The following is a 22,887-nucleotide window of genomic DNA, read 5'->3' on the forward strand; positions in this document are numbered from 1 at the left end:
CTGAGGGGCCGCGAGAGCGCGATCCGGCACTCGCCGCAGCGGTGCGAGGGCGATGTCGGAGGTCCCACCTAGCGTGTTCTGCATGCGCATTCTGCACACCTCCGACTGGCACATCGGCCGTACCTTCCACGGCTACGCCACGCTCGATGCGCTGCGGGGGGTGCTGCACGCCCTCACCGCGCAGGTGCGCGAGCATGAGGTCGATGTCGTCATCGTCGCCGGCGACATCTTCGACTCGTCGACCCCGTCGGCAGCGGGGTACACGTTGCTCAGCGACACACTGCGCGGCCTCGCCGACACGGGGCCGACTGTCGTGGTCACCAGCGGCAACCACGACTCCGCCGCACGGCTCGGGTTCCAGGCCGGTCTGCTGCGCGACGGCGTCCACGTCGTCACCGACCCGGACGGCATCGGCACACCGATCACTGTGAGCGACGCCGACGGGCCGGTGCAGATCTACGGCATCCCGTATCTGGAGCCCGCGCTGGTTCGCCACCGCTGGGCAGACGTCCGTACGCAGGCGGCCGCGCTGGGCCACGCGATGGACCGCGTGCGCGCCGATCTCGCCCGGCGCGGCGGGCGCTCGATCGCCGTCGCCCACTGCTTCGCCGCCGGGGTCGCGGCCACACCGCACCTCGAACGCGACATCCAGCAGGGCGGACTCGACGTCGTGCCGCTGTCGACGTTCGACGGCGTCGACTACGCGGCGCTCGGCCACATCCACGGCCGCCAGACGCTGGCCGAGAACGTGCGCTACGCGGGCGCGCCGCTGCACTACAGCTTCGGTGAGGCGGCCAAGCCGCGCGGAGCGTGGCTGGTGGATCTCGATGCCGACGGGTTCGCCGGAGCAACGTGGCTCGACCTGCCGGTGCCCCGGCGGCTCGTCACGCTGACCGCGCCGCTGGACGACCTGCTCACCGACGCGGCGTTCGATGCGGACGAAGACGCGTGGGTCAACGCACGGTATACCGACGCCCTGCCGCAGCGCGACCCGTTGCGCCGCCTGCAGGACCGGTTTGCGCACTGCGCGACCGTGGCACACACGCCTGCCGTTGCAACCCGGACCGCGGGCGGAACCTATGCCGCACGTGTGCGCGACGCGCGCACCGACCGGGACGTGATCGACGCGTTCCTGCGGCACGTGCGCGACGGCGAAGGCGCCGACGCCCGCGAAGGCGTGCTGCTGGACGAGGTGCTCGAACAACACGTGCGCGCCGAGGCGCTGGCGTGAAGCTGCACCGACTCGAACTCACCGGGTTCGGACCGTTCCGTGAGCGACAGCTGGTCGACTTCGACGCATTCGACGCCGACGGGGTCTTCCTGATCGCGGGGCGCACGGGAGCGGGGAAATCCAGCATCCTCGACGGCGTGAGCTTCGCGCTGTACGGCTCCGTGCCCCGGTACGACGGCGGGGAGCGGCGGTTGCGCAGCGATCACTGCGGGCTCGAGGACCCGACCGAGGTGCGCGTGGAGTTCACGGTCGGTGACAGTCGGTGGCGGGTGACGCGGTCGCCCGATTACGAGCGGCCCGCCAAGCGCGGCGGCGGTACCACCGTCGAACCCGCGCACGTCGAGGTTGCCGAGTTCGTCGACGGCCAGTGGGTGGGGCGGGCGGCGCGGGCCCGCGAGGCGGGCGAGCTGCTCGACGGCATCCTCGGCGTCAACGCGCAGCAGTTCCAGCAGGTGATCCTGCTGGCGCAGAACAAGTTCTCGCGGTTTCTGCTCGCCAGCAACGTCGAACGGCAGGCGCTGCTTCGCACCCTCTTCGGAACGCGCCGGTTCGAGCGCTACCGCGACGAGTTCGAGGCGCGCAAGCGCGATGCCGCGCGCGCGGTCGACCGCGCCGGTGAGCGCGTGCGCACGCTGTTCGACGAAGCCGAACACGCCATGGCGGCAGCGGCCCTCGGCGGCGACGACGAGCCGGGCGAGGACCTCACCGAACGACGACACGCCATCGAACGGGCCGAACGTCGCGCCGCGTACCGCGCCGAGACAGCGACGGACGAGGCCCGGCGCGCCGCCGAGACGGCGAGCCGGGCAATCGCCGGGCACCAGACGGCGCTCGCGCAGGCGCAGACGCTCACCGACCTCGAGCGTCACCGCGCCGCGCTCGCCGACCTGAGCGCCCAGACCGACCGGATCGACGCCGACCGGTCGCGGGCTGCCGCCGCCGACGCCGCCGAGGTGCTCCGCGCCCCGGTCGAGACGGCGGCTCGCGCCGAGTCCGACCGCGCGAGTGCCGTGCGGGCCGCGCAGACGTTGCGTCTCCAGTGGGATGCCGCTGAGGCCGGTGCCGATCCCGTCGAGGTCGACGAGCGCCTCGCCGGCCAGATCGCCGTGTGGGAGGCTGTCCTCGCCCGAGAGGCGGCGCTTCCCGCGCGCGAAGCGCACCTCGCCCGGCAGGAGACCGCGATCGCGGAGATCGAGGCGCAACGCGCGAGCGCTGCCGAGCAGCGCGCCGCGTTCCCGCAGCAGCGCGAACGACTCGACGCCGAGCGTCAGCAGGCCCTCGCCGCGGCCGCACCCTGCGACGCCCTCCGCGCCGAACGGGAGCGACTGTCCGCGCAGCGGGGCGCGTCCGAACGGGCGAGTGCGCTGGCTGCCGCGGCCGAGACGGCGCAGGCCCGGCACACCGACGCGGTCGCTGCGGCGGTCGCGGCATCGACTGCGGTCACGACGCTGTTGCAGCGGCGACTGGCCGGATATGCCGGCGAGCTCGCGACCTCGCTCGTCGCGGGAGAACCGTGCGCCGTGTGCGGCGCGACGGCGCACCCTCGCCCCGCCGCCGCGCACCCCGATCCCGTCACCGACGACGACCTCGCCGACGCGGAGCGCGCCCGTGACGTTGCAGCGTCGCGGGAGAAGGACGCCGCCGCGGCGGCGCGCACCGCCCGAGACGATGCCGCCGATGCCGCCGCCGCGTCCGGTGGGGCGTCGGTCGAGGAGCTCGACCGCGATCGCGCCCGCCTAGACGCCGATCTCGGTACCGCGCAGGCAGCGACCGCTCGCGCGGCCGACCTGGAGCGGCACCTCGCCGAGGTGGACGAGCTCGCCTCCCGCGCGGCGGCGGAGGACGAGAAGCGCGCTGAGATCCTCGCCGCGGCCCGGGAAGAGCGGGCAGCGCTGGCCGCGACGGTGTCCGCCGCCCGAGCCGCCGTCGACGAGGCGCGCGGCGAGCACGCCACCGTGGCCGAACGCGTCGCCCAGTCCACGGCGATGCGCGACCTCGCCCGGCGGCTCACCGCCGCGGCCGACCGCGAGGCCGAGTCGCAGCGTGCTCTCGACCTCGCCGAGGACGACCTCGCCACCCGCCTGCAGCCGTCGGCCTTCGCCGACGCAGCGGCCGTCGTCGCCGCGCTCCTCGAGGAGGACGAACGTGCCCGGTTGCGGGAGCGGGTCTCCGCCCACGCCGAGCATCTGGCGGCGGCCAAGGCGCGGTTGCTCGAACTGGAACTCGCGGTCACCGGGTTCGATGCCGACCGGGTGGACGTCGCCGCGGCGGCGGATGCGCGCACGGCGGCCGAGACGGCGCGTGAGACCGCGGTGTCCGCGCAGCACTCCGCCGAGCACACCGCGGCCGCTCTGCGCACCCTGGTTCAGCGCATCGATGACGCGGCCGGGGCCGCCGACGGCGTCGGGCAGGAGGCGGCGGCGGTCATCCGCCTCGCCGACACGGTCGCCGGCCGCCCGCCGAACACCAAGAAGATGGACCTGGAGACGTTCGTTCTCGCCGCCGAACTCGAAGAGATCGTCGCGGCGGCCAATCTGCGCCTGTCGGACATGTCCGCCGGGCGCTATTCGCTGCACCACTCCGACGCGCTCGCTGCGCGCGGTGCGGCATCGGGCCTGGGCATCGAGGTGCTCGACGCCCATACCGGCCGCCGCCGGCCCCCGCAGTCCCTGTCCGGGGGTGAGACCTTCCTCGCCTCGCTCGCGCTCGCTCTCGGGCTGGCCGAGGTGGTCACGTCGCGTGCCGGCGGCATCCGCCTCGACACCCTCTTCATCGACGAAGGGTTCGGGTCGCTCGATCCCGAGACCCTCGACCTCGCGATGCGCACCCTCGACGAACTGCGTGCCGGCGGTCGCACGGTCGGGGTGATCAGCCACGTCGAGTCGATGAAGGAGCAGATCCCGGCCCCGGTGTCCGTTTCCACCGTCGCCGGCGGCGCCAGCAGCATCACTCAGGAGGTCGTCGCCCACGGCGGCGCGGCATGAGCCGGGGTTGCCAGCCGGGCCCCGACGCGGCACGGCCGCCGGGACCGAGTCCCGACGGCCGTGCGGAGCAGAACGCTCAGTGGTTCCGAGGGAGCGCGCCGATGCGCGGGTGGGCGGAGAAGAAGTCCCACATCGCCTGTGACGCGGAGATCTCCTGCGTGGTGTAGCCGAGGAAGCTCAGGTCCACCGAGGTCCCCGGCCAGGTGTGGCCACCGCCGGCGACCTCGTACAGGACGACATCGGCGCGTTTGTCGCACCCCTTCCAGGCCAGCGCGGTGACCTCATCGCTGTATTGCGACTGCCGGGGGCCGACCCGGCACCCGTTGAGGTCGGCCCACTCTTCGGCCGCGGTCATGACGGTGTATCCCCACCGCGGATCCTCATTGCCCAGGTAGGGGTTGACGAAATCGGCGTCGCCGTGGAACGTCGCCACCGCGACCGGGTATTCGGGGTCGCAGCTGCCGGGCACCGGGCCGGTGAGGTCTTCGACGTTCGGGGTTCCGGCACGCAGACCGGCCACCGGTGCGATGGCCGCGAAGACATCGGATGCCTCGCACGCCAGCGCCGAGGCCATCCGCCCGCCGCCGGAGAACCCGGTGGCGTAGACCCTGCGGTCGTTGACACAGCCTGCGGCGTCGACCTGCTCCACGACGGCACGAAGGAAGGCGACGTCATCGCGCGATCCCTCCGGCGGGTAGGTCCCGGAGGTCAGCGGCACACCGGGGACGTTCCAGGCCCAGTTGCCGCCCGGCAAGGTGTGTTCGAACGCGATGGCACCGGTCGGGTTCACGGTGATGAAGCGCTCTTTGTCCGCGATGGCGGCGAGGTCGGAGATCTGGGCCTGCATCCCCCCGTTGGCGTTGGAACCGTGGAGGTCGACGACCAGCGGCAGACTCTTGCGTTTCGGTGCTTTCGGGACGTGCACGATCACGTCGTAGGACTGGCTCCCGAACGAGACCGCCATCGTGGAGGTTCCGACGGGGAGAGTCCTTACGCAACCGCGATCGCTGGGGCGCATCGGCGTGGCTTCCGCTGCGGACGGTGCTGAGACAACCGCGCCTACGAGGGCCAAAGCCATCGCGGCGGCCACGGTGAAACCGGTGCGCAGCGCTCGTCGCGGCGTGTGGGGTCGGGACATGTGAACTCCTTCGATCACAGGTGACGCGCGACCGCCGTGGTCGCGCCTAAGCCAGGCTACCGGCTCGCCTCCGGTGTGCCTGGACGGCCCGGCGGCGGCGGATCCGGTCGCGATCTCCGCTCAGCCCGACAGTCGGTAGCCGACGCCGCGGACGGTCTCGATGAGGTTCGATCCGAGTTTGTGGCGCAGGTAGCCGACGTACACGTCGGCGACGTTGGACCCCGGGTCGAAGTCGTACCCCCAGACACGGCTGAGAAGCTGCTCCCGGCTCAGCACCTGACCGGCGTTGCGGATGAACTCCTCGGCCAGCGCGAACTCTCGCGCCGACAGTTCCACGGCGTGGTCGCCCACCCGCGCCTGCCGGGTGCGGATGTCCAGCGACAGCGGGCCGTGCTGCAGCACCGTCGACTCGGTCCCGGCCTCGTCGCGCCGCATCCGCAGCCGGATACGGGCGAGCAGCTCGTCGAAACGGAACGGCTTGCCCAGATAGTCGTCGGCACCGCCCTCCAGCCCGGCGACCGTGTCCTGCACCTCGACACGGGCGGTCAGAATGATGATCGGCAGGCGCGAGCCGGTGCCCCGCAGCGCCTCGAGCACCGCGAAGCCGTCCATGCCGGGGAGGTTCACGTCCAGCAGCAGCAGATCGAACTCATCGGTCTGCGCCAACGCCAGCGCTTCGGAACCGTTCCCGGTCACCTGCGTCGCGAACCCGGCCGCCCGCAGGCCCTTCTCGATGAATCGCGAGATGCGTGCTTCATCCTCGGCGATCAGAATCGACGCCATCGTCTCACCCCCTCCCCGCCGTCACGGCGACCGCGTCGACGGCATCCGCCTGCCAGCCCGCTGCCGGCACCACGGCGTGCGCAAGGCGCAACTCGAACGCCGCACCACCCCCGGGGACATCACGCACGATCGCCTCCCCGCCGTGAGCCCGGGCGATCATCTGCACGATGTTCAGCCCGAGCCCGCTGCCGCTCGTGTCCGGGTCACCGCGATGGAATCGCTCGAACACCCGCTCCTTCTCCGAATCGGGAACCCCGGCGCCGTGGTCGCGCACCGTCAGCACGAGCGACTCGCCCTCGACGGTGCTCCCGATGTCGACCCGTCCGCCGCCGTGAGTGACCGCGTTCTGCACCAGTTGCAGCATCGCCTGCGTGAGGCGTTCCGGATCGATCGACGAGACCACGTCGGCGACCGCGCGCGGCGTGACCTCGGCGCCGACGATTCCCTCCGCTTTCCGGATGACGCTGCGCACCAGGTCGCCGGCATCCACCTCCCGCCGCGTAATCGGCGCGCTGCCGTGCAGGGCCGCCGCGGCGGCGAGCTCGCTCACCAGCTTGCTCATGCGATCCAGTTCGTCGATCGCCAGGGCGCGCGACTCCTCGACGTCCGCCGGGTCATCGGCATCCATCACCTCCAGATGGCCGTGCACGATCGTCAACGGCGTCTTCAACTCGTGTCCGACATCGCTGAGCAGACGGCGCTGTGAGTCAAGCGCCGCGTCGAGTCGGTCGAGCATCGCGTTCATCGTGGCCGCCAGGTCGGACACGTCGTCGCGGCCGGTGACCGGCAGACGTTCGGACAGCGATCGCGCGGTGACCCGCTGCGCCGTCTTGCGCATCTCGCGCAGCGGGCGCAGCAGCCGCGTCGAGACCACCCCCGCGACGGCGGCGATCACCACCAGAGCGATGGCGGCCGAGATGAGGTAGGCGCGGGCGGCATCGTTGATCTCGGCGAGCTCGCTGCGCACGTCGTAGGCCATGGCGAACACGACCGGCACCGCGTCGGCGCCCCCCGCCACCGCGATCGGCGCAGCGAGGTACCGCCAGATCAGCTCCCCGTCCGAATACGTCCCGATCACCGGTTCGCCGCCGACGACGGCATCCGCCGCGAAACTCGCGAAACCGGGCGACGAACGCAGGTCGACGTCGAGCGGGACACCGGGTACCAACACCGCACGTCCGTCGATGATGCCGAGCGCTCCGGTGTGGTCGTCCGGGCTCATCCGCTGCACCACGGCCTCCAGCGCGGCATCCGCCCCCGGCCACGTCCCGCTGTCCCCGTCGCCGGCAGCGACGATGTGACGCGCCGAGGCCAGATTGGCCTCCAGGCGGTCGTCGATGCTGTCCAGCACACGCGCGCGTTCCACGAAGTACGCCGACACGCCGACCGCGATCAGCGCCAACGCGGCGACCGCGGTGATCGCGGCGACGATGCGGGTACGGACGGTGGGGGAATGCCACCGCCACCTACGCGGCTGTGGGGGGTGCATCCCTCCAGTATCTCCGCGAGCGGCGGCTCCCGCCCGAGACTAAGAGAGCTCTCATCCCGTCCGGGCCGCCGGCGTGCTGAAATCGAAGGATGCCCGACACCCCCGCCGTGCTCGTCGCCGACGCGTTCGAGGTGGATGCCGGGGCACTGCGGCGACTGAGCCAGGAACCGCTCGGCGCGGGCACCGTCACGGGGTTCCGGCTCCCGGACGAGACGATCGTCTACGCCGACACATCGGGGCTACCGGTCCCCGCCGAAACCGGGTGGGTGGCCGTCGGCGAGGGGCGGCTGTGGCTGCATCCCGCCGACCCGCACCTGCCCGCACTGGCGCCAGCGGCGTTCGGTCACGCGACCGCGATTCTGCTGGGCAGACTCGGCATCCGCGGTGTGGGCTCGCCGCAGCTCGTCGGCTACCGTCCCGGCCGCCGCGCCGTGCTGCGCGTGCCGGTCGACGGCGGCACCGTCTGGGTCAAGGTCGTGCGCCCCCACCGGGTGGAACACCTCGTGACCGTCCACGCGCGGCTGCGGGACCACGGTCTGCCGGTGCCGGCGGTGCGGGGGTGGTCACGGGACGGGCTGCTCGTGCTCGACCCGGCATCCGGGACGCCGGCGATCGAGTCCGGAGCGGATCCGGAAGAGGTGCTGGATGCCGTCGACCGCCTGCGCGCGAGACTCAGCGGTGCTCCGCTCGCCGATCCGGCGCGCACGTCGCTGCGTGCGCGGGCGGCCTGGTACGCCGACCTGCTCCGTCGTGCGCGGCCCGACCTGGCGGCGACCGTGACGGCGACGGCCGAGGCGATCGCGCAGGCCGGGCCCGGGCGGCAGGCGGAGACGATCCACGGTGATCTTCACCTCGGGCAGCTGTTCCTCGGCGGCGGGGATGTCACCGGCCTGATCGACATCGATACCGCTGGGGTGGGCGACGGCGCCGATGACTCGGCGGCATTCGTCGGCCATCTCGTCGCGAGCGAGGCTCTGACGACGCGTCCCGCAGCGGCGGAACGTGCCCGCGCGCTCGTCCGCGCGGCGTGGGCGCGGTGGGGGAGCCAGCCGCAGGTCGCGGAGCTGACCGCCGCGCACCTGCTGGGGCATGCCGTCTCCGCCGACGACGCGGTACGCCAGCAGGGGCTGATCGCGCACGCGCGCGCGCTGGTGGATGGCGCGGAGCCGTTCGCCGCTGACCCGGGTCGCCGCTGAGGTGGGGCCGGTGGGGCAGCGGGTGCGGCGGGGATAAGAGGTCTCTCATCCTTGGCTTTGGATCGTTTTAGCCCGGTCGGTCATGCTGGAGACAACGCGGTGACTGTGCCGCGCATGCCGCACCGAGGAGAAGACATGAGTCGCACGTGGATCGCCTATTCCGTCACCGGCGCGATCGGACTCGGCATCGTCGCCGGCGGTGCCGCCGCCGCGGCCGCCGCCATGGACCTGCGCACCGCCGACGATCAGGTGCTCCCGGGCGGTGCCATCTCCGGGCCCCAGGGCGATGTCCTGGAGCAGCCGACCGTGCAGTTGCGCGTGACGGGATCGGCGGTCGAGCTGGTCACCGCTGCCACACCCGCCCAGCTGACCGCGATCACCCCCGCCGAGCCGGCCGACTCCGTCGACACGGTCGCCCCCGGGAACTCCGACGACGACGAGTACGACGACGCCACCGATGACGACAACGCCGACGACGACTCGGTTCATGACGACCCGGTGACACCGCCGACGATCGTCTCCGCGCCCTCCGCGTGACCCCCGGTGCCCGGCCCCACGTCGCAGGTCTCCGCGGGCGATCCGCCCGGCGACCGAGCCCTGGTCACACGCCGTAGAGCTCGCGCATCCGCTCCCGCAGTTGCCCGCTGCACGCGGTCACGGCGGCCCGCCAGTCGGTGATCGCGTCATCCTCGGCGTCGTCGGAGACGGCCTTGAGCACGCGCACCGGAACGCCCCGCTGGCGGGCCACCCAGATGTAGACGTAGGTCTCCATGTCGACGAGCACCGCCCCGAGAGAGCGGATGCGGGCGGTGACGGCGGCATCATCGACGAAGCTGTCGCCGGTGGCGATCGTCACGCCGCCCGGGATGCTCGTGTGCACGCGCGCCGGGAGGGAGATATGCTGCCCCACGACGCCGTCGATGTCGGTCACGTCGTGCTGCAGGGCCTCGGACACCTCGTGGACGGCGCGCGGCAGCGACGCGTCGACGGAGCCGGCCGTGCCCACCACGACGATCTCGTCGTATCTGCCGGTCTCCAGCGCGCGCGTCAACGCGTAGGCGGCCTGCAGCTTGCCCGGCCCCGTCACGAGGCGATCGAATCCGGGGAGCGGATCGGGGAACGCGACCAATTCGGAGTCCAGCGCGGCGACGAGAAGCTTCACCGTTCCATCCTCGCAGGAGCGCCGACCCCGCTGCGACACTGTGCCGCGTGGGCCATGATGGGGACAAGATCGATCCGGAGGTGCATCATGTTGAAGACGGAGTTGCTGGATAGTCCGGACGGGGTGCGGGCTCGGCTGGGCTGGGATCCGGGCACCTCGGTGCACGACCGGCGCCGCCTCATCGCGAAGGAGCTCATCGGTGAGCGGCTCGGCTGCGAACCGCACGAGGTGCAGGTCGACCGCGAAGACCCGCGCGGTTTCGGTTATCACACCCGGTTGATCGCCTCGCGGAACGGACAGGAACTGCCGATCGCGATCATCACCGCGAGCTTCCGGGCCGCCACCGTGGTCGCCATCTGCGACCCGCAGCTCCGCGTCGGGATCGACCTGCGCGACAGCGATCCCGACGAGGCCGATCTGCGGCAGATGAAACGCCACTCCCACCTGCTCGACCTGAACGACACCGCCGATCTCGTGCAGCACTGGACGCGCGTGCAGGCGGTGCTCGAGGCCGACGGTCGCTCGGCGCGGGTCGCCGCCGAGAACGTACGCCTGGACTCGGGGCGGAACAAGGGCTGGATCCCGGATCGCAAACAGCAGTACTCGCTGACGGATGCCTCCCGCGACGGATGGCTGATCAGTATCGCCCTCGGCATCCCACCCGCCGCCTGATCGCGGCGCGGCTCAGTCCACGAGGTCGGGCAGGGCCGCGCGGAGTTCGGCGAGCCAGGCAGCCGGGTTGCCGTCGGAGGGCGCGCGCCAGTCGCCGCGCGGCGACAGCGAACCGGCCGCAGCCACCTTCGGGCCATTGGGGATCGCCGAACGCTTGAACTGCGCGAACCCGAAGAACCGCTTCAGGAACACCTGCAGCCAGCGCGTGATCTCGGCGAGGTCGTACCCGAACCGGTCGGCCTCGGGGAACCCGGGTGGCCATTGGCCGGCGCGGGGGTCAGCCCAGGCGTGCTGGGCGAGGAAGGCGATCTTCGAGGGCCGCGCGCCGTGGCGCAGGATGTGCGCGAGCGCGAAGTCGTGGAGGGCGTAGGGGCCGATCGTGTCCTCGGTGGACTGCGCTTTGCCGTCTTGGCCGGCGGGCACCAGCTCGGGACTGATCTCGGTGTCGAGCACCGATTGCAGCACGGTCTTGGCCTGCGCGTCCAGCCTGGTGCCGGACTCGGTGTCGCCGCTGTGGGCGATGACCCAGCGGATCAGGTGCTGAATCAGGGTCTTGGGCACGCCTGCGTTCACGGCGTAGTGGCTCATGTGGTCGCCCACGCCGTACGTGGCCCACCCGAGGGCGAGCTCGGACATGTCGGAGGTGCCGATGACGATCCCGCCGCGGTCGTTCGCGAGCCGGAACAGGTAGTCGGTGCGCACCCCGGCTTGCACGTTCTCGAACGTGACGTCGTACACCGCCTCCCCGTTCGCGAACGGGTGGCCGATTCCCTCCAGGATGCTCGTGGCCGTCGGGCGGATGTCGATCGTCTCCATCGAGGCCCCGACAGCGGCCGCCAGCGCGAGCGCGTTCGACTTGGTGTGGTCGCTCGTGGCGAACCCCGGCATGGTGTAGGTGAGGATGTCGCTGCGCGGACGGCCCATCCGGTCCATCGCGCTGGCGACCACGAGCAGGGCGTGCGTGGAGTCCAGGCCGCCGGACAGACCGATGACCGGCTTCGGGTCACCGATCGACCGCATCCGCTGCGCCAGTCCCGCCACCTGGATGTTGAAGGCCTCGTAGCAGTCCTGATCGAGGCGCGCCGGGTCATCGGGGACGAACGGGAACCGGTCCACCTGCCGTCGCAGACCGATGTCGCCGGTGGGCGGCGCCAGGTCGAACTCGATCGTGGTCGCCCCGCGGCGGGTCTCGGCCAGACGCGAGTCGTCGAACGTTCCCTGACGGAGCCGGTTCTGGCGGATCCGGTCCAGGTCGACGTCGGCGACGCTGCGCCGGGAACCGTGAGGGAAGCGCTCGGTCTCGGCCAGCAGGTTGCCGGTCTCGTAGATCATCGTCTGCCCGTCCCAGGACAGGTCGGTGCTCGATTCGCCCTCCCCGGAGGCGGCGTAGGCGTATGCGGCGAGTCCGCGCAGCGACTGGGCCTTGACGAGGTCGCGGCGGTCGACGGCGCGCGCGATCGTGATGGGGCTGCCGGAGAGGTTCAGCAGCACGGTCGCCCCCGCCAGCGCCGCCCGTGACGACGGCGGGATCGGGATCCAGAGGTCTTCGCAGACCTCCGCGTGCACGACGAGGCCCGGCACGTCGCGCGCGGCGAACAGCAGGCCGTTGCCGAACGGAACGCGGAACGCTCCCACCCGGATCGGTTCGCCGTCGTCGGCCTCGCCCGCCGCGTACCAGCGCCGCTCGTAGAACTCGCGGTAGGTCGGCAGGAACGACTTCGGCGCCACGCCCAGCACGGCGCCGCGGTGGATGACCACGGCGCAGTTGTACAGCCGGTTGCGGTGGCGCAGCGGTGCGCCGACGACGATCACCGGCAGCAGGTCGGCGGAGGCCGCCGCGAGGTGCTCGATGGCCGCGACGGTCGCGTCGAGGACCGCGTCCTGCATGACCAGGTCGTCGATGGCGTAGCCGGTCAGGCACAGTTCGGGGAACACCGCGACGGCGACGCCCTCGTCGTGGCATTCGCGAGCCGTCTCGACCACCGTGGCGGCGTTCGCGTGCGGGTCGGCGATCGAGACCGGAATCGTGCAGGCGGCGATGCGCGCGAAGCCGTGCCGGTAGGCGTTCTCGAAGGGCACACTCATGTCACCAGTCTGGCACTGTCCGCACCCGGGGCTATCGTCGTTGCGGGAAGGGCAGCATGCGATACATCGAAGACGAAGGCCGGCTCGTCTGGAGCGCCAGCGACCTCAAGGCGGCCGCGGAGTGCGAGTACGCCTGGATGCGTGCGATCGACGCGAAGCTCGGCCGCGTCGCCGAGGTGCCCGACCCCGAGGACCTCACCCTGGAGCGGGCCGGACGGCTCGGCATCCAGCACGAGGAGCGGGTGCTGGCCGCCTATCAGCGCGTCGACCCGGACGGTGTCGTGGTGATCCCGGCGACGCGCTCGTCGGATGCCGGCGCGCTGGCCGACGCGGTCGCGCAGACCCAACGCGCGCTCCGGTCGGATGCGCGGGTGATCTACCAGGCGGCGTTCGCGACGGACGAGTTCGTGGGGTTCGCCGACTTCCTCGTGCGCGACGTCGACGACCGGTGGGTGGTGCAGGACACCAAGCTCGCCCGCCACGCACGGGTGACCGCGCTCATGCAGCTGGCGGCATATGCCGATCAGCTGGATCGCCTCGGCGTCCCCTCCTCCGACCGGGTGGAGCTGCTGCTCGGCGACGGCACCGTCTCTTCCCACCTGCTGCGCGATCTGACCCCGGTGTACCGGCTGCGGCGGGCACGGTTGCGCGCGCTCATCGCGGACCGCGATCTGCCCGCGGGCGTGGCCGGGGCGCCGCTGGCGTGGGGTGATGAGCGAGGGGATCTGCGTGTGGTCGCGTGCGGGCGGTGCGCCACGTGCGACCTCGACGTGATCGCGCACCGCGACCTGTTGCTGGTCGCCGGAATGCGCCCGGTGCAGCGGCAGCGGTTGCGGGCGTGCGGCATCCGTACCGTCGACGACCTGGCCGCCGCGACCGAGGCGCCGCCGCAGATGTCGGCGGACACGTTCGCCAGCCTGCGCACGCAGGCGCGGTTGCAGCTGGACAGTCCCGCCGGCGGGGTCACCGAACCGATCGGGGAGGTGGCGCCGGTGCCGACCTACGAGGTCGTGCTGCCGACGGCCATCGCCGCGCTGCCGCGGCCGGACCACGGCGATCTGTTCTTCGATTTCGAAGGCGACCCGCTCTACACGGAAGGGGCTGCCGTGCAGTGGGGGATCGACTACCTGTTCGGCTGGGTCGACACCCGTGACCAGTACTCCGCACTGTGGGCGCACTCGTTCGACGAGGAACGTGGCGCGCTCGAACGTTTCCTCGACCTGGTGGCGGCGCGTCGGCGCGAGCACCCTGGCATGCACATCTACCACTACGCGCCGTACGAGCCGAGCCATCTGCTGGCGATGGCGGCCCGTTACGGCGTGCGCGAAGCCGATGTCGACCGGATGCTGGCCGACGGCGTGTTCGTCGACCTGTACCCGATCGTGCGGCGGGCGCTGCGGGTGGGGTCGCGCTCGTACTCGATCAAGAAGCTCGAACCGCTCTACATGGGCGCGCAGGTACGCACGAGCGACGTGCAGCGCGGCGACGACTCGATCGTGAAGTACGTCGAGGCCCGAGCGTTGCGTGATGCGGGCGACACCGCGGCGGCGGACGGGATTCTGCGTGACCTCGCCGACTACAACCGCGACGACTGCGTCTCCACCCGGCGGTTGCGCGACTGGCTCGTAGAGCGGGCGCGTGAGGCGGGGTTGCGACCCTCGCTCGACCCGGAGATGCCGGAGGCGACCTACGAGCCGTCGCATCGCGCCGAGACCCTGAACCACCTGGCGGCGGAGGCGACCGACGAGACCGTCGCGCAGGCGCTCCGGCTGGGCGCCGCGGCGATCGACTACTACCCGCGCGAGGCGAAGACGTTCTGGGCTTCGCACTACCTGCGCCTCCGGGAGCCGGTGTCGATCTGGGAGGACACCCGCGATGTGGTCGTGATCGACCCCGCCCGAAGCCTGGTGCGTACCGACTGGCACGTGCCCGACGGGGCTCGGGCATCGCGCCGCATCCTCGAGCTGCGCGGCCACCCGGCCCCGGGAACCCAGCTGCGGGCGGGCACCGAGGTGTTCGCGCTGTACGAGGTGCCCGCACCGTTCCCGCTCAACGCCCACCCCCGGACGATTCACGCGCCGCGCACCGTCAAGGTCGTCGACACACTCGACGACGGCGCCGTCGTCGCGGAGTTCGCCGTCCAGGGGGCGACGTGGGCCGCGATGCCGCTCGCGCTGACGCCGGGGGCGCCGCCGCAGGCGGGTGCGCAGCAGGCCGCGATCGACGAGTGGGCCGATGCGGTCATCGCGACCGCCCCCGATTCTCCGGCCGACCCTGCCACCGACCTGTTGTGGCGCCGGCCACCGCGGGTGGCCGAACCGCTGCGGTCAGGACGCGACGACTCCGCCGACATCGCGGCGACGCTGGTGCGCCTGGACCGCAGCTACCTCGCCGTGCAGGGACCGCCGGGCACAGGCAAGACCTATGTCGGTTCCCATGTGATCGCGCGCCTCGTGCGCGAGCAGGGGTTCCGAGTCGGCGTCGTCGCGCAGTCGCACGCCGTGGTCGAGAACCTGCTCGCCCGTGTCATCGACGCAGGGGTGCCGCCGGCGCAAGTCGCGAAGGCCCCGAAGGGCGCTGCCACCGGTGACGAACCGTTCACGACGATCGCCAAGAACGGCATGGCGGAGTTCGTCGCCGCGCAACCGTCGGGGTTCGTGGTCGGCGGCACAGCGTGGGACTTCTCGCACCCCGGCCGGATCGCGCGGGGCGGACTCGACCTCCTGGTCATCGATGAAGCCGGACAGTTCTCGTTGGCGTCCGCGATCGCCGTGTCGGTCGCCGCAGCCCGTCTGCTGCTGCTTGGCGACCCGCAGCAGCTCCCGCAGGTGAGCCAAGGAACCCACCCCGAACCCGTCGACGCGTCCGCACTCGGCTGGGTCATGGACGGCGCGGCCGTCATCGACCCCGCCCGCGGTTACTTCCTCGCCCAGACGCGGCGCATGCGTCCAGAGGTCGCGGCGGCGGTGTCGCACCTCTCCTACGAGGGGCGCCTGGCCGCCCACCCGTCGACGGCGGAGCGGGTGCTGGTCGGTGTCACGCCGGGGCTCGTCCCGGTGCCGGTCGCGCACACCGGCAACGCCACCCAGTCCCCCGAGGAGGCGGCCCGGGTCGTGGAACTGGTGCGCGAGCTGCTCGGCCATCAGTGGCGCGACGGCGATCGGGTGCGGCCGCTGCGGCCATCCGACATCATCGTCGTCACGCCGTACAACGCGCAGCAGGTGCTGGTCGAGGCAGCGCTCGCGGATGCCGGGTTCGCGGACGTTCCGGTCGGGACGGTCGACCGATTCCAGGGCCAGGAGGCGGTGGTGTCGATCGTGTCGCTCGCGGCGTCGTCGGGGCGCGACGCGCCGCGAGGGCTGGAGTTCCTGCTGCTGCAGAATCGGATCAACGTCGCGGTGTCGCGCGCGATGCACACGGCGTACCTCGTGTACAGTCCCGGTCTGCTCGATGACCTGCCCCGCACGCCGGACGGGGTCGCCCGCCTTAGCGCGTTCGCCCGGCTCGTGACGACGGAGCAGTGATCGCCTCGCGGGGGATGCCGACGAGGTCAGACGGTGCCGTACAGGCGGTCGCCGGCGTCGCCGAGACCGGGGACGATGTAGCCCTGGTCGTTGAGGCTTTCGTCCACCGCACCGATCACGAGTGTCACAGCGCGGTCGCCGACCTGCCGCTCGATCGCCGCGAGCCCTTCGGTGGCCGCGAGGATGCAGATCGCCGTCACGTCCTGCGCGCCGCGCGCGAACAGGAACTCGATGGCCGCGCCCAGCGAGCCGCCGGTGGCGAGCATCGGGTCCAGCGCGAAGCACTGCCGGTCGCTGAGGTCGGCCGGGAGGCGTTCGGCGTACGACGTCGGTTGCAGGGTCTGTTCGTTGCGGACCATGCCCAGAAAGCCGACCTCGGCGGTCGGCAATAGCTTGACCATTCCCTCCAGCATGCCGAGGCCGGCCCGCAGGATCGGGACGACGAGCGGGCGCGGTTCGCTGATCTTCAGCCCCGTCGTCGTGGTGACCGGGGTCGTGACGTCGACCTCCTCGACGCGGACGTTCCGGGTCGCCTCGTAGGCCAGCAGGGTCATGAGCTCTTCGGTGAGTTGACGGAACACCGGCGAGGGCGTGGACCGGTCGCGCAGGACGGTGAGTTTGTGGGTGATGAGGGGGTGATCTGCCACGTGCACGTGCATGCTCACAGGGTACCGGGGCGTAGCCTGGTGCCGTGATGCTGCCCGCCCGAGAAACCGACGTGGTGGCAATGACCCGTGCACGGGAACTGGCTGCCATCGCCGCCGCGCATGGCGACATCCCCGTGGGTGCCGTCGTGACCGACCTGGCCGGTCGGATCGTCGGCGAGGGCGCGAACCGGCGCGAGGTCGACGCCGATCCGTTCGCGCACGCCGAGGTGCTCGCGCTGCGGGCGGCCGCGCGAGCTCGGGGATCGTGGAACCTGGAGCACTGCACGCTCGTGGTGACACTGGAGCCGTGCCTCATGTGCGCGGGTGCGATCCTGCAGGCGCGGGTGGATCGGGTCGTGTTCGGCGCCTGGGACGACAAGGCGGGGGCAGCTGGGTCGGTCTACGACGTGCTGCGCGACCGGCGGTTGCCGCACCGCGCCGAAGTCGTCGGGGGAGTGGCCGAGGCGGATGCCGTCGCGCAACTGCGTGCTTTCTTCGACGTGCGTCGTCGCCCGTGACCGAACGGGTACGCTGACAGCTCGGACCAGATGTGGGGAGGATCGCATGTCGGTCGGATTGCTCGCCGTCGTTGACGACGTGCTCAGTGCGGCGCTGAAAGCGTCGGCCAAGACGGCCGGCGTCGTCATCGACGACGCCGCGGTCACCCCGCAGTACGTGCAGGGTCTGACGCCCGCGCGCGAGCTGCCCGTGGTCGGCAAGATCGCGCTCGGGTCGCTGGCGAACAAGTTCCTCATCATCATCCCGATCGCGCTGCTGCTGACCGCGTTCGCCCCGTGGGTGCTGCCCTACCTGCTGATCGCGGGTGGTGCATATCTGTGCTTCGAAGGCGCCGAGAAGGTACTGGAGTGGTTCGGGTTCGGCCACGAGAAGCAGGAGAGCGCGCGCGACGAACGCAAGCTCGTGCTCGGCGCCGTCCGCACCGACCTGATCCTGTCCACCGAGATCATGCTGATCTCACTCGCGAGCCTCGACGAGGGCATGGGCATCTGGATGACGCTCGTCGTGCTGGCCGTCATCGGGTTGGTGATGACCGGTGTGGTCTACGGCGCCGTGGCGCTGTTGGTCAAACTCGACGACATCGGGCTCGGCATGGCGAAGAGCCCGAATCAGAGCGTGCGGCGCACCGGGACGCGCATCGTGCGGTCGATGCCCGCCGTCTTCCGGGTCATCAGCGTCGTCGGCACCGTGGCGATGCTGTGGGTCGGCGGACACCTCGTCCTCGCCAACCTCGCCACGGTCGGCGTCACGGTCCTGGGCGACCTGATCCACGGTGTCGAGCACGCGCTCGAGCCGCTGGGGCCCGTCATCACGTGGTTCGGCGACACCTTTGTGTCCGCGGTCGCCGGAGTCGCGCTGGGTCTGGCGGTCGTCGGTATCGTGCTCCTGATCGGGCGGATGCTCGGGCGTCGCCCGAGCTTCACCGAGGGGGGCGAGTCCCCGGCATCCGTCGCCCACAATTGAAGGGCGACGGCCTCAGTCGGAGGAGCTGAGGATGATGGCCTCGGTGGGTGGGGCCGGATGCTGCGCGAGCCCGATGTACCCGATCGCCGACAGCAGCGCTCGCCGGAACTCGGCGGGCCGCTCCAGGTGCGGCGAGTGGCCGACGCCCTCCATCGCAATCTCGGTGACCTGGCCGCCGCGTTCCCGGTAGAGGTTGAACACGTCACGGGTCTGCGTGACCATCTCCTGAGGGGGGGCGACCTCGTCGCCAGGCCACCCCGGGATCACCTCGAGCTTACCGAGGTGATTGAGGTCGTACAGCGACGCATCCGATACGATCGCGTCGACCGTGCCGCGCACCCACAGGATCGGCGGCTTCGGGTCGAGGTCCACGATCGCCGACGTGTTGAAGTAGCGGGGCGCCATCGTGTTGAGCACCCCGGTGGTGCCGGCCGCGAAACCCGGCCAGTGCGCGCTGGCGTCGCCGTCGCCCGGGTAACTGCCGTCGACGGTCGCGGTCGTCAGCATCGACTCGACCCAGATGTCCTCGTTCTCGGTGGCGTACCCGGGTGCGACGTAGCCGCTGCGGAACACGGCGCGGGGGGATGTGGGCGCATCCGCCGACGCGTCGCCGTCGCGCAGCCGCTGCACGAAATCGGGGTTGGCTCCGCCGCCGCCGCATCCGGCGTCATCGTCGGTGAGACGGGAACCGTCCCGGCGCGTCCCGCCGAATCCGTACGGTGAGACGGGCGATTCCAGTGTGAGCGAGAGCACGGGGTGGTCGAGGGCGTACTGCATCACGACGCCGCCGCCCATGGACCAGCCCACCAGGTGCGCCGCGCCGATCCCGAGGGCCTCGAGCGTCGCGTGCAGGTCGTCGCTGAAGTCGCGGACACCGCGGGTCGCGTCGACGGGACGTGTCTCGGTGCCCCCGAAGCCGCGCAGGTCGATCGCGATCACCCGCAGGTCGCCGGGGAGGTCCTGCATGAGCTCCTGCCAGAACAGCGAGGACGACACGTTGCCGTGCACGAGCACGACCGTGCGCTCGGCCGGGGTGGCCGGGGAGTCGCCGGTTCGCTCCAGCACGCTGACCCCCAGACGTGCCGTATCGACGCGACGAGAGCTGATGCCGTCGAAGAGGGTCATTCGGGGTGCCTCCGTGGTACCTGGGCGCGACATGGCCTGATGCCGCGTTCCGATGATAACGCCGCGGCCCGGACAGAACCGGGGAGCGGCGCGGCGATCGCCCAAGGTCGATGCGACCCGGCGTGGCCGTAGGATGAGCGGATGCCTTCTCTCTCCTCCATTGCGATCCTCGGCGCAGGCTCCATGGGTGGTGCGGTGCTGCACGGCATCCTCCACTCGGGTCGTGCCACTGACGTGACCGTGACCAATCGCAGCCGGGAGAAGAGCCAGGAGCTGGCCGAACTGATCGGTGTCTCCTCGATCGCGATTGCCGACGCGCGCGACGGCAACCGCGTCGCGGTGCGCGGGGCTGAGATCGTGTTGATCGGGGTGAAGCCGGCGATGGTGCCCGATCTGCTGCGCGAGATCGCCGCCGAGCTGGAGCCGGATGCGATCGTGGTCAGTCTCGCAGCCGGTGTCACGATCGCCACGTTCGAGAGCATCCTCCCGGACCGGGTGCGTGTGGTGCGTTCCATGCCCAACACCCCCGCGCTCATCGGCAAGGGCGTGACCGGCATCGCCGCCGGAACCCGCGCCGATGCGGGCGCGATGGCGGCCGTGCGGGACGTGTTCGAGACGTGTGGTGCGGTCGTCGAGGTGCCCGAGGAACGCATCGACGCGCTCTCGACGATCTCCGGGTCGGGGCCGGCCTACGTCTTCCTGCTGATCGAGCAGTTCACCGCCGCCGCCCGCGCGCAGGGCTTCGACACGGAACAGGCTCGCCTTCTGGCCGAGCAGACCTTCATCGGGGCGACGGCACTGCTGGAGGCGACGGGGGAAGACCCCGCGGAGCTCCGTCGCAGGGTGACGAGCCTTCGCGGCACCACCGAGCGCGCGATCGCGGTGCTGCACAGTGCCGGGCTGGATGCCGTGTTCGCCGCCGCCGCCGATGCCGCGCTGGCCCGGGCCCGCGAGCTCGCCCAGGGCAGCTGAGCCGGGCGCGACACCGCGGAAGGAATCTGTTGCGCGGTCACCGCAACGGCGTAGTGTTCTCATTCGTGGCCACTCGTGACGTCGTGAACACGCGGCGTGTCCGCATTCTCAGCCCCCACCCCGCTCAGGTGGTCGTGGCGGGTTTCGCGGCCGTCATCGCGGTCGGCACGGGGCTGCTTCTGCTCCCCATCTCGACCGCCGACGGGCGTGGAACGTCGTTCATCGATGCGCTGTTCACGGCCACCTCCAGCGTCTGCGTCACCGGGCTGACGGTGCTCGATACCGAGACGCACTGGAGTGCGTTCGGGCAGGTCGTCATCATGCTGCTCATCCAGACCGGGGGCCTGGGCATCATGGTGTGCGCCACCCTGATCGGCCTGGTCGTTGCGCGTCGTGTCAGCGTGCGCGCCCGCCTCAACACCGCCGCCGAGAGTCGCGCGGTGGGATTCGACGACGTGCGCCGCGTGGTGCGCAGCATCTTGCTGATCTCACTGCTCGTCGAACTCACGGTTGCCGCGCTGCTGTTCGTGCGCTTGATCACCGGATACGGGTACGACGCGGGGAAGGCGGCCTGGCACGGCCTGTTCCACGCGGTGTCGTCGTTCAACAACGCTGGTTTCGCACTGTACAGCGACAACCTCATCCGCTTCGCGGCGGACCCGTGGATCTGCTTGCCGATTTGTGCCTCGATCATCATCGGCGGACTCGGATTCCCGGTGCTCATCCAGTTGCGGCGCGAATGGCGTCGTCCGCTGCACTGGACCATGAACACCAAGCTGGTGCTGTCGGTGACCGCGACGCTTCTCCTGTTGAGCACCGTGTACATCACGGCGCTGGAATGGTCGAACCCGGACACTCTCGGCGAACGAGACCCGTGGAGCCGGGTGCTTATCGGCTTCTTCCACGCCGTGCAGGTACGCACCGCCGGATTCAACTCGGTCGACATCGGCCGGATGCACGACGAGACATGGGTCGGCATGGACGTCTTGATGTTCATCGGCGGCGGCCCCGCCGGCACCGCCGGCGGCATCAAGGTGACGACGTTCGCGGTGCTGCTGTTCATCCTGCTCACCGAACTGCGCGGCGAGGGAGCCGTCAACATCTTCGGCAAGCGCCTCTCACGGGCGGTGCACCGACAGGCGATCGCGGTCGTCCTGATGGCGATCGGCGCGATCATAACCGCTGTGATCGCGCTCATGGTCATCACCGGGCTCGACTTCGACCGGGTGCTGTTCGAAGCGGTCTCCGCGTTCGGCACCGTGGGGTTGTCCACCGGCATCACCCCCGATCTGCCGCCCGCGGCCGACGTGATCCTCGCGCTGTTGATGTTCCTCGGGCGGCTCGGGCCGCTCACCCTCGGCTCCGCGCTGGCTCTGCGCCGTCGCCGCATCCTCTACGAATTCCCGAAAGAGAGGCCCGCCATTGGTTAAGTTCTCGTTGTTCGCCGACACGTCCCGGCGCATCGCCGAGGCCGACTCCGCTGTGGTCGTCGGGCTCGGCCGATTCGGAGCAGCGCTGGCTGAGGAACTCATGGCCTCCGGCACCGAAGTGCTCGGCATCGACCGCGACGAAGAGCTCGTGCAGTCGTTCAACGGCGTGCTCACGCAGGTGGTGCGCGCGGACTCGACGCGGGAGGAGGTGCTCCGTCAGCTGTCCGTGCACGAGTTCGACCGTGTCGTGATCGCCATTGGCGACGACGTGCAGGCATCCATCCTCACCGCCTCGCTCCTGCTGCAGCTGAAGGTCCGCGTCATCTGGGCCAAGGCGGTGAATCAACAGCACGGCCTCATCCTGGAGCAGCTCGGTGTGCATCACGTCATCTACCCGGAACGCGAGATGGGGCGCCGGGTGGCGCACCTGGTGCGGGGGGCGGCGATGGACTACCTCGAGGTCGAGCATGGGTATTCGCTCGCCAAGATCGTCGCGCCGTCGCACCTGTGGGGCAAGCGCCTCGGCGACACCAGCCTGCGCAGCGACCACGGCATCACGATCGCCGCGTTCAAGCCGAGCGTGGGGCTGTGGCAGAACGCCGACAACGAGACGGTTCTGCACGAGGGTGACCGCATCCTGATCCTCGGAACCACCGCGCGCGTGGAGAGGTTCGCGCAGCTGCTGTGACGCGCCCGCCCGGCCGCCCGGTGCCGCGGCCGGCTCAGCGGTCGAGGGCCGCGAACCGCTCGATATCGGAGTTCGTGCCCGAGGCGATGATGAGGTCGTGGTTGGTGACGATCGTGTCGGCCTCGGCGTAGCGGAACGGCTTGCCGGGACTTTTCACGCCCACGACCGTCACGTTGTACTTCGTGCGCACACCCGATTCGTTCAGGCCCACGCCGCGGATGAACTTCGGCGGATACATCTTGGCGAGCACGAAGTCGTCGTCGAAGCGGATGAAATCCA

General features: G+C 71.0%; 18 protein-coding genes and 1 pseudogene. 11 read left to right on the forward strand and 8 right to left on the reverse strand.

The window, feature by feature from the left end; translation table 11 throughout:
* The first annotated feature begins 82 nt into the window (after positions 1 to 82).
* Both ACK5KK_RS06735 and ACK5KK_RS06740 read left to right on the forward strand, forming a co-directional pair.
* Complete coding sequence (locus tag ACK5KK_RS06735; RefSeq protein ID WP_416889320.1) at positions 83 to 1,231, forward strand: metallophosphoesterase family protein; 1,149 nt, start codon at positions 83 to 85, stop codon at positions 1,229 to 1,231.
* Complete coding sequence (locus tag ACK5KK_RS06740) at positions 1,228 to 4,215, forward strand: AAA family ATPase (protein WP_416889321.1); 2,988 nt, start codon at positions 1,228 to 1,230, stop codon at positions 4,213 to 4,215. Before ACK5KK_RS06735 ends, ACK5KK_RS06740 begins: the two co-directional genes overlap by 4 nt.
* Before the next feature lie 76 nt (positions 4,216 to 4,291).
* Here the strand turns inward: ACK5KK_RS06740 and ACK5KK_RS06745 are convergent, their stop codons facing one another.
* The 3 genes from ACK5KK_RS06745 to ACK5KK_RS06755 all read right to left on the reverse strand — a co-directional run bounded on the left by ACK5KK_RS06745 (position 4,292) and on the right by ACK5KK_RS06755 (position 7,625).
* Positions 4,292 to 5,353 carry an alpha/beta hydrolase family esterase gene (locus ACK5KK_RS06745; RefSeq protein WP_416889322.1) on the reverse strand — a complete coding sequence of 354 codons (1,062 nt, stop codon included), beginning with the start codon at positions 5,351 to 5,353 and terminating at the stop codon, positions 4,292 to 4,294.
* Between the two features lie 120 nt (positions 5,354 to 5,473).
* Positions 5,474 to 6,136 carry a response regulator transcription factor gene (locus ACK5KK_RS06750; protein WP_416889323.1) on the reverse strand — a complete coding sequence of 221 codons (663 nt, stop codon included), beginning with the start codon at positions 6,134 to 6,136 and terminating at the stop codon, positions 5,474 to 5,476.
* Between the two features lie 4 nt (positions 6,137 to 6,140).
* The gene (locus ACK5KK_RS06755; protein ID WP_416889324.1) at positions 6,141 to 7,625 is read right to left on the reverse strand and encodes a sensor histidine kinase; all 1,485 of its coding nucleotides are present in this window, start codon (positions 7,623 to 7,625) and stop codon (positions 6,141 to 6,143) included.
* 89 nt (positions 7,626 to 7,714) lie between these two features.
* On the opposite strand from ACK5KK_RS06755, the gene ACK5KK_RS06760 reads away from it, so the two are divergent.
* Together ACK5KK_RS06760 and ACK5KK_RS06765 are read left to right on the forward strand one after the other, a co-directional pair.
* Positions 7,715 to 8,821 (forward strand): hypothetical protein, encoded by a 1,107-nt coding sequence (locus tag ACK5KK_RS06760; RefSeq protein ID WP_416889325.1) that lies wholly within the window; start codon positions 7,715 to 7,717, stop codon positions 8,819 to 8,821.
* Positions 8,822 to 8,956: 135 nt separating this feature from the next.
* Positions 8,957 to 9,358, forward strand: coding sequence for a hypothetical protein (locus ACK5KK_RS06765; RefSeq protein ID WP_416889326.1), 402 nt, complete (start codon positions 8,957 to 8,959; stop codon positions 9,356 to 9,358).
* A gap of 64 nt (positions 9,359 to 9,422) precedes the next feature.
* Here ACK5KK_RS06765 and ACK5KK_RS06770 read toward each other — a convergent pair whose 3' ends face one another.
* Positions 9,423 to 9,983, reverse strand: a complete 561-nt coding sequence (locus ACK5KK_RS06770; RefSeq protein WP_416889327.1) for a nucleoside phosphorylase — start codon at positions 9,981 to 9,983, stop codon at positions 9,423 to 9,425.
* Positions 9,984 to 10,070: 87 nt separating this feature from the next.
* On the opposite strand from ACK5KK_RS06770, the gene ACK5KK_RS06775 reads away from it, so the two are divergent.
* Positions 10,071 to 10,655, forward strand: coding sequence for a hypothetical protein (locus tag ACK5KK_RS06775; RefSeq protein WP_416889328.1), 585 nt, complete (start codon positions 10,071 to 10,073; stop codon positions 10,653 to 10,655).
* Between the two features lie 12 nt (positions 10,656 to 10,667).
* Here ACK5KK_RS06775 and ACK5KK_RS06780 read toward each other — a convergent pair whose 3' ends face one another.
* Positions 10,668 to 12,740 carry an NAD(+) synthase gene (locus ACK5KK_RS06780; protein ID WP_416889329.1) on the reverse strand — a complete coding sequence of 691 codons (2,073 nt, stop codon included), beginning with the start codon at positions 12,738 to 12,740 and terminating at the stop codon, positions 10,668 to 10,670.
* A 56-nt stretch (positions 12,741 to 12,796) separates the two neighbouring features.
* Between ACK5KK_RS06780 and ACK5KK_RS06785 the strand changes: the two genes are divergently transcribed.
* On the forward strand, positions 12,797 to 16,264 hold the full coding sequence (locus ACK5KK_RS06785) for a TM0106 family RecB-like putative nuclease (protein ID WP_416889330.1): 3,468 nt from the start codon (positions 12,797 to 12,799) through the stop codon (positions 16,262 to 16,264).
* A gap of 26 nt (positions 16,265 to 16,290) precedes the next feature.
* Here the strand turns inward: ACK5KK_RS06785 and upp are convergent, their stop codons facing one another.
* On the reverse strand, positions 16,291 to 16,923 hold the full coding sequence (gene upp / locus ACK5KK_RS06790; RefSeq protein WP_416889331.1) for a uracil phosphoribosyltransferase: 633 nt from the start codon (positions 16,921 to 16,923) through the stop codon (positions 16,291 to 16,293).
* Positions 16,924 to 16,958: 35 nt separating this feature from the next.
* Between upp and ACK5KK_RS06795 the strand changes: the two genes are divergently transcribed.
* Positions 16,959 to 17,429, forward strand: coding sequence for a nucleoside deaminase (locus ACK5KK_RS06795; RefSeq protein WP_416889338.1), 471 nt, complete (start codon positions 16,959 to 16,961; stop codon positions 17,427 to 17,429).
* A 46-nt stretch (positions 17,430 to 17,475) separates the two neighbouring features.
* Positions 17,476 to 18,393 (forward strand): DUF808 domain-containing protein, encoded by a 918-nt coding sequence (locus tag ACK5KK_RS06800; protein ID WP_416889332.1) that lies wholly within the window; start codon positions 17,476 to 17,478, stop codon positions 18,391 to 18,393.
* 12 nt (positions 18,394 to 18,405) lie between these two features.
* On the opposite strand, the gene ACK5KK_RS06805 is transcribed toward ACK5KK_RS06800, so the two are convergent.
* A complete protein-coding gene (locus ACK5KK_RS06805) occupies positions 18,406 to 19,518 on the reverse strand; it encodes an alpha/beta hydrolase (RefSeq protein ID WP_416889333.1) in 1,113 nt (370 codons plus the stop codon).
* A gap of 141 nt (positions 19,519 to 19,659) precedes the next feature.
* Between ACK5KK_RS06805 and proC the strand changes: the two genes are divergently transcribed.
* From proC to ACK5KK_RS06820, 3 genes are all read left to right on the forward strand, one after another.
* Complete coding sequence (gene proC, locus ACK5KK_RS06810; protein WP_416889334.1) at positions 19,660 to 20,490, forward strand: pyrroline-5-carboxylate reductase; 831 nt, start codon at positions 19,660 to 19,662, stop codon at positions 20,488 to 20,490.
* Positions 20,491 to 20,555: 65 nt separating this feature from the next.
* A complete protein-coding gene (locus tag ACK5KK_RS06815; RefSeq protein ID WP_416889335.1) occupies positions 20,556 to 21,920 on the forward strand; it encodes a TrkH family potassium uptake protein in 1,365 nt (454 codons plus the stop codon).
* Positions 21,913 to 22,608 carry a potassium channel family protein gene (locus tag ACK5KK_RS06820; RefSeq protein ID WP_416889336.1) on the forward strand — a complete coding sequence of 232 codons (696 nt, stop codon included), beginning with the start codon at positions 21,913 to 21,915 and terminating at the stop codon, positions 22,606 to 22,608. The genes ACK5KK_RS06815 and ACK5KK_RS06820 overlap by 8 nt, the downstream gene beginning before the upstream one ends.
* Before the next feature lie 34 nt (positions 22,609 to 22,642).
* Here the strand turns inward: ACK5KK_RS06820 and ACK5KK_RS06825 are convergent.
* Positions 22,643 to 22,887 (reverse strand): annotated as a pseudogene (locus tag ACK5KK_RS06825) (TrkA family potassium uptake protein); the annotation flags it as partial.

Origin of the sequence: Microbacterium sp. (genome assembly GCF_047972865.1) — a bacterium.
In the GTDB taxonomy this organism is placed as follows: domain Bacteria; phylum Actinomycetota; class Actinomycetes; order Actinomycetales; family Microbacteriaceae; genus Microbacterium.

Coding starts and splice junctions, on each gene's coding strand:
- ACK5KK_RS06800 (WP_416889332.1), top strand. CDS start 17,476: ATGTCGGTCGGATTGCTCGCCGTCGTTGACGACGTGCTCAGTGCGGCG.
- ACK5KK_RS06795 (WP_416889338.1), top strand. CDS start 16,959: ATGCTGCCCGCCCGAGAAACCGACGTGGTGGCAATGACCCGTGCACGG.
- ACK5KK_RS06775 (WP_416889328.1), top strand. CDS start 10,071: ATGTTGAAGACGGAGTTGCTGGATAGTCCGGACGGGGTGCGGGCTCGG.
- ACK5KK_RS06735 (WP_416889320.1), top strand. CDS start 83: ATGCGCATTCTGCACACCTCCGACTGGCACATCGGCCGTACCTTCCAC.
- upp (WP_416889331.1), bottom strand. CDS start 16,923: ATGCACGTGCACGTGGCAGATCACCCCCTCATCACCCACAAACTCACC.
- ACK5KK_RS06805 (WP_416889333.1), bottom strand. CDS start 19,518: ATGACCCTCTTCGACGGCATCAGCTCTCGTCGCGTCGATACGGCACGT.
- proC (WP_416889334.1), top strand. CDS start 19,660: ATGCCTTCTCTCTCCTCCATTGCGATCCTCGGCGCAGGCTCCATGGGT.
- ACK5KK_RS06755 (WP_416889324.1), bottom strand. CDS start 7,625: ATGCACCCCCCACAGCCGCGTAGGTGGCGGTGGCATTCCCCCACCGTC.
- ACK5KK_RS06765 (WP_416889326.1), top strand. CDS start 8,957: ATGAGTCGCACGTGGATCGCCTATTCCGTCACCGGCGCGATCGGACTC.
- ACK5KK_RS06750 (WP_416889323.1), bottom strand. CDS start 6,136: ATGGCGTCGATTCTGATCGCCGAGGATGAAGCACGCATCTCGCGATTC.
- ACK5KK_RS06760 (WP_416889325.1), top strand. CDS start 7,715: ATGCCCGACACCCCCGCCGTGCTCGTCGCCGACGCGTTCGAGGTGGAT.
- ACK5KK_RS06745 (WP_416889322.1), bottom strand. CDS start 5,353: ATGTCCCGACCCCACACGCCGCGACGAGCGCTGCGCACCGGTTTCACC.
- ACK5KK_RS06780 (WP_416889329.1), bottom strand. CDS start 12,740: ATGAGTGTGCCCTTCGAGAACGCCTACCGGCACGGCTTCGCGCGCATC.
- ACK5KK_RS06785 (WP_416889330.1), top strand. CDS start 12,797: ATGCGATACATCGAAGACGAAGGCCGGCTCGTCTGGAGCGCCAGCGAC.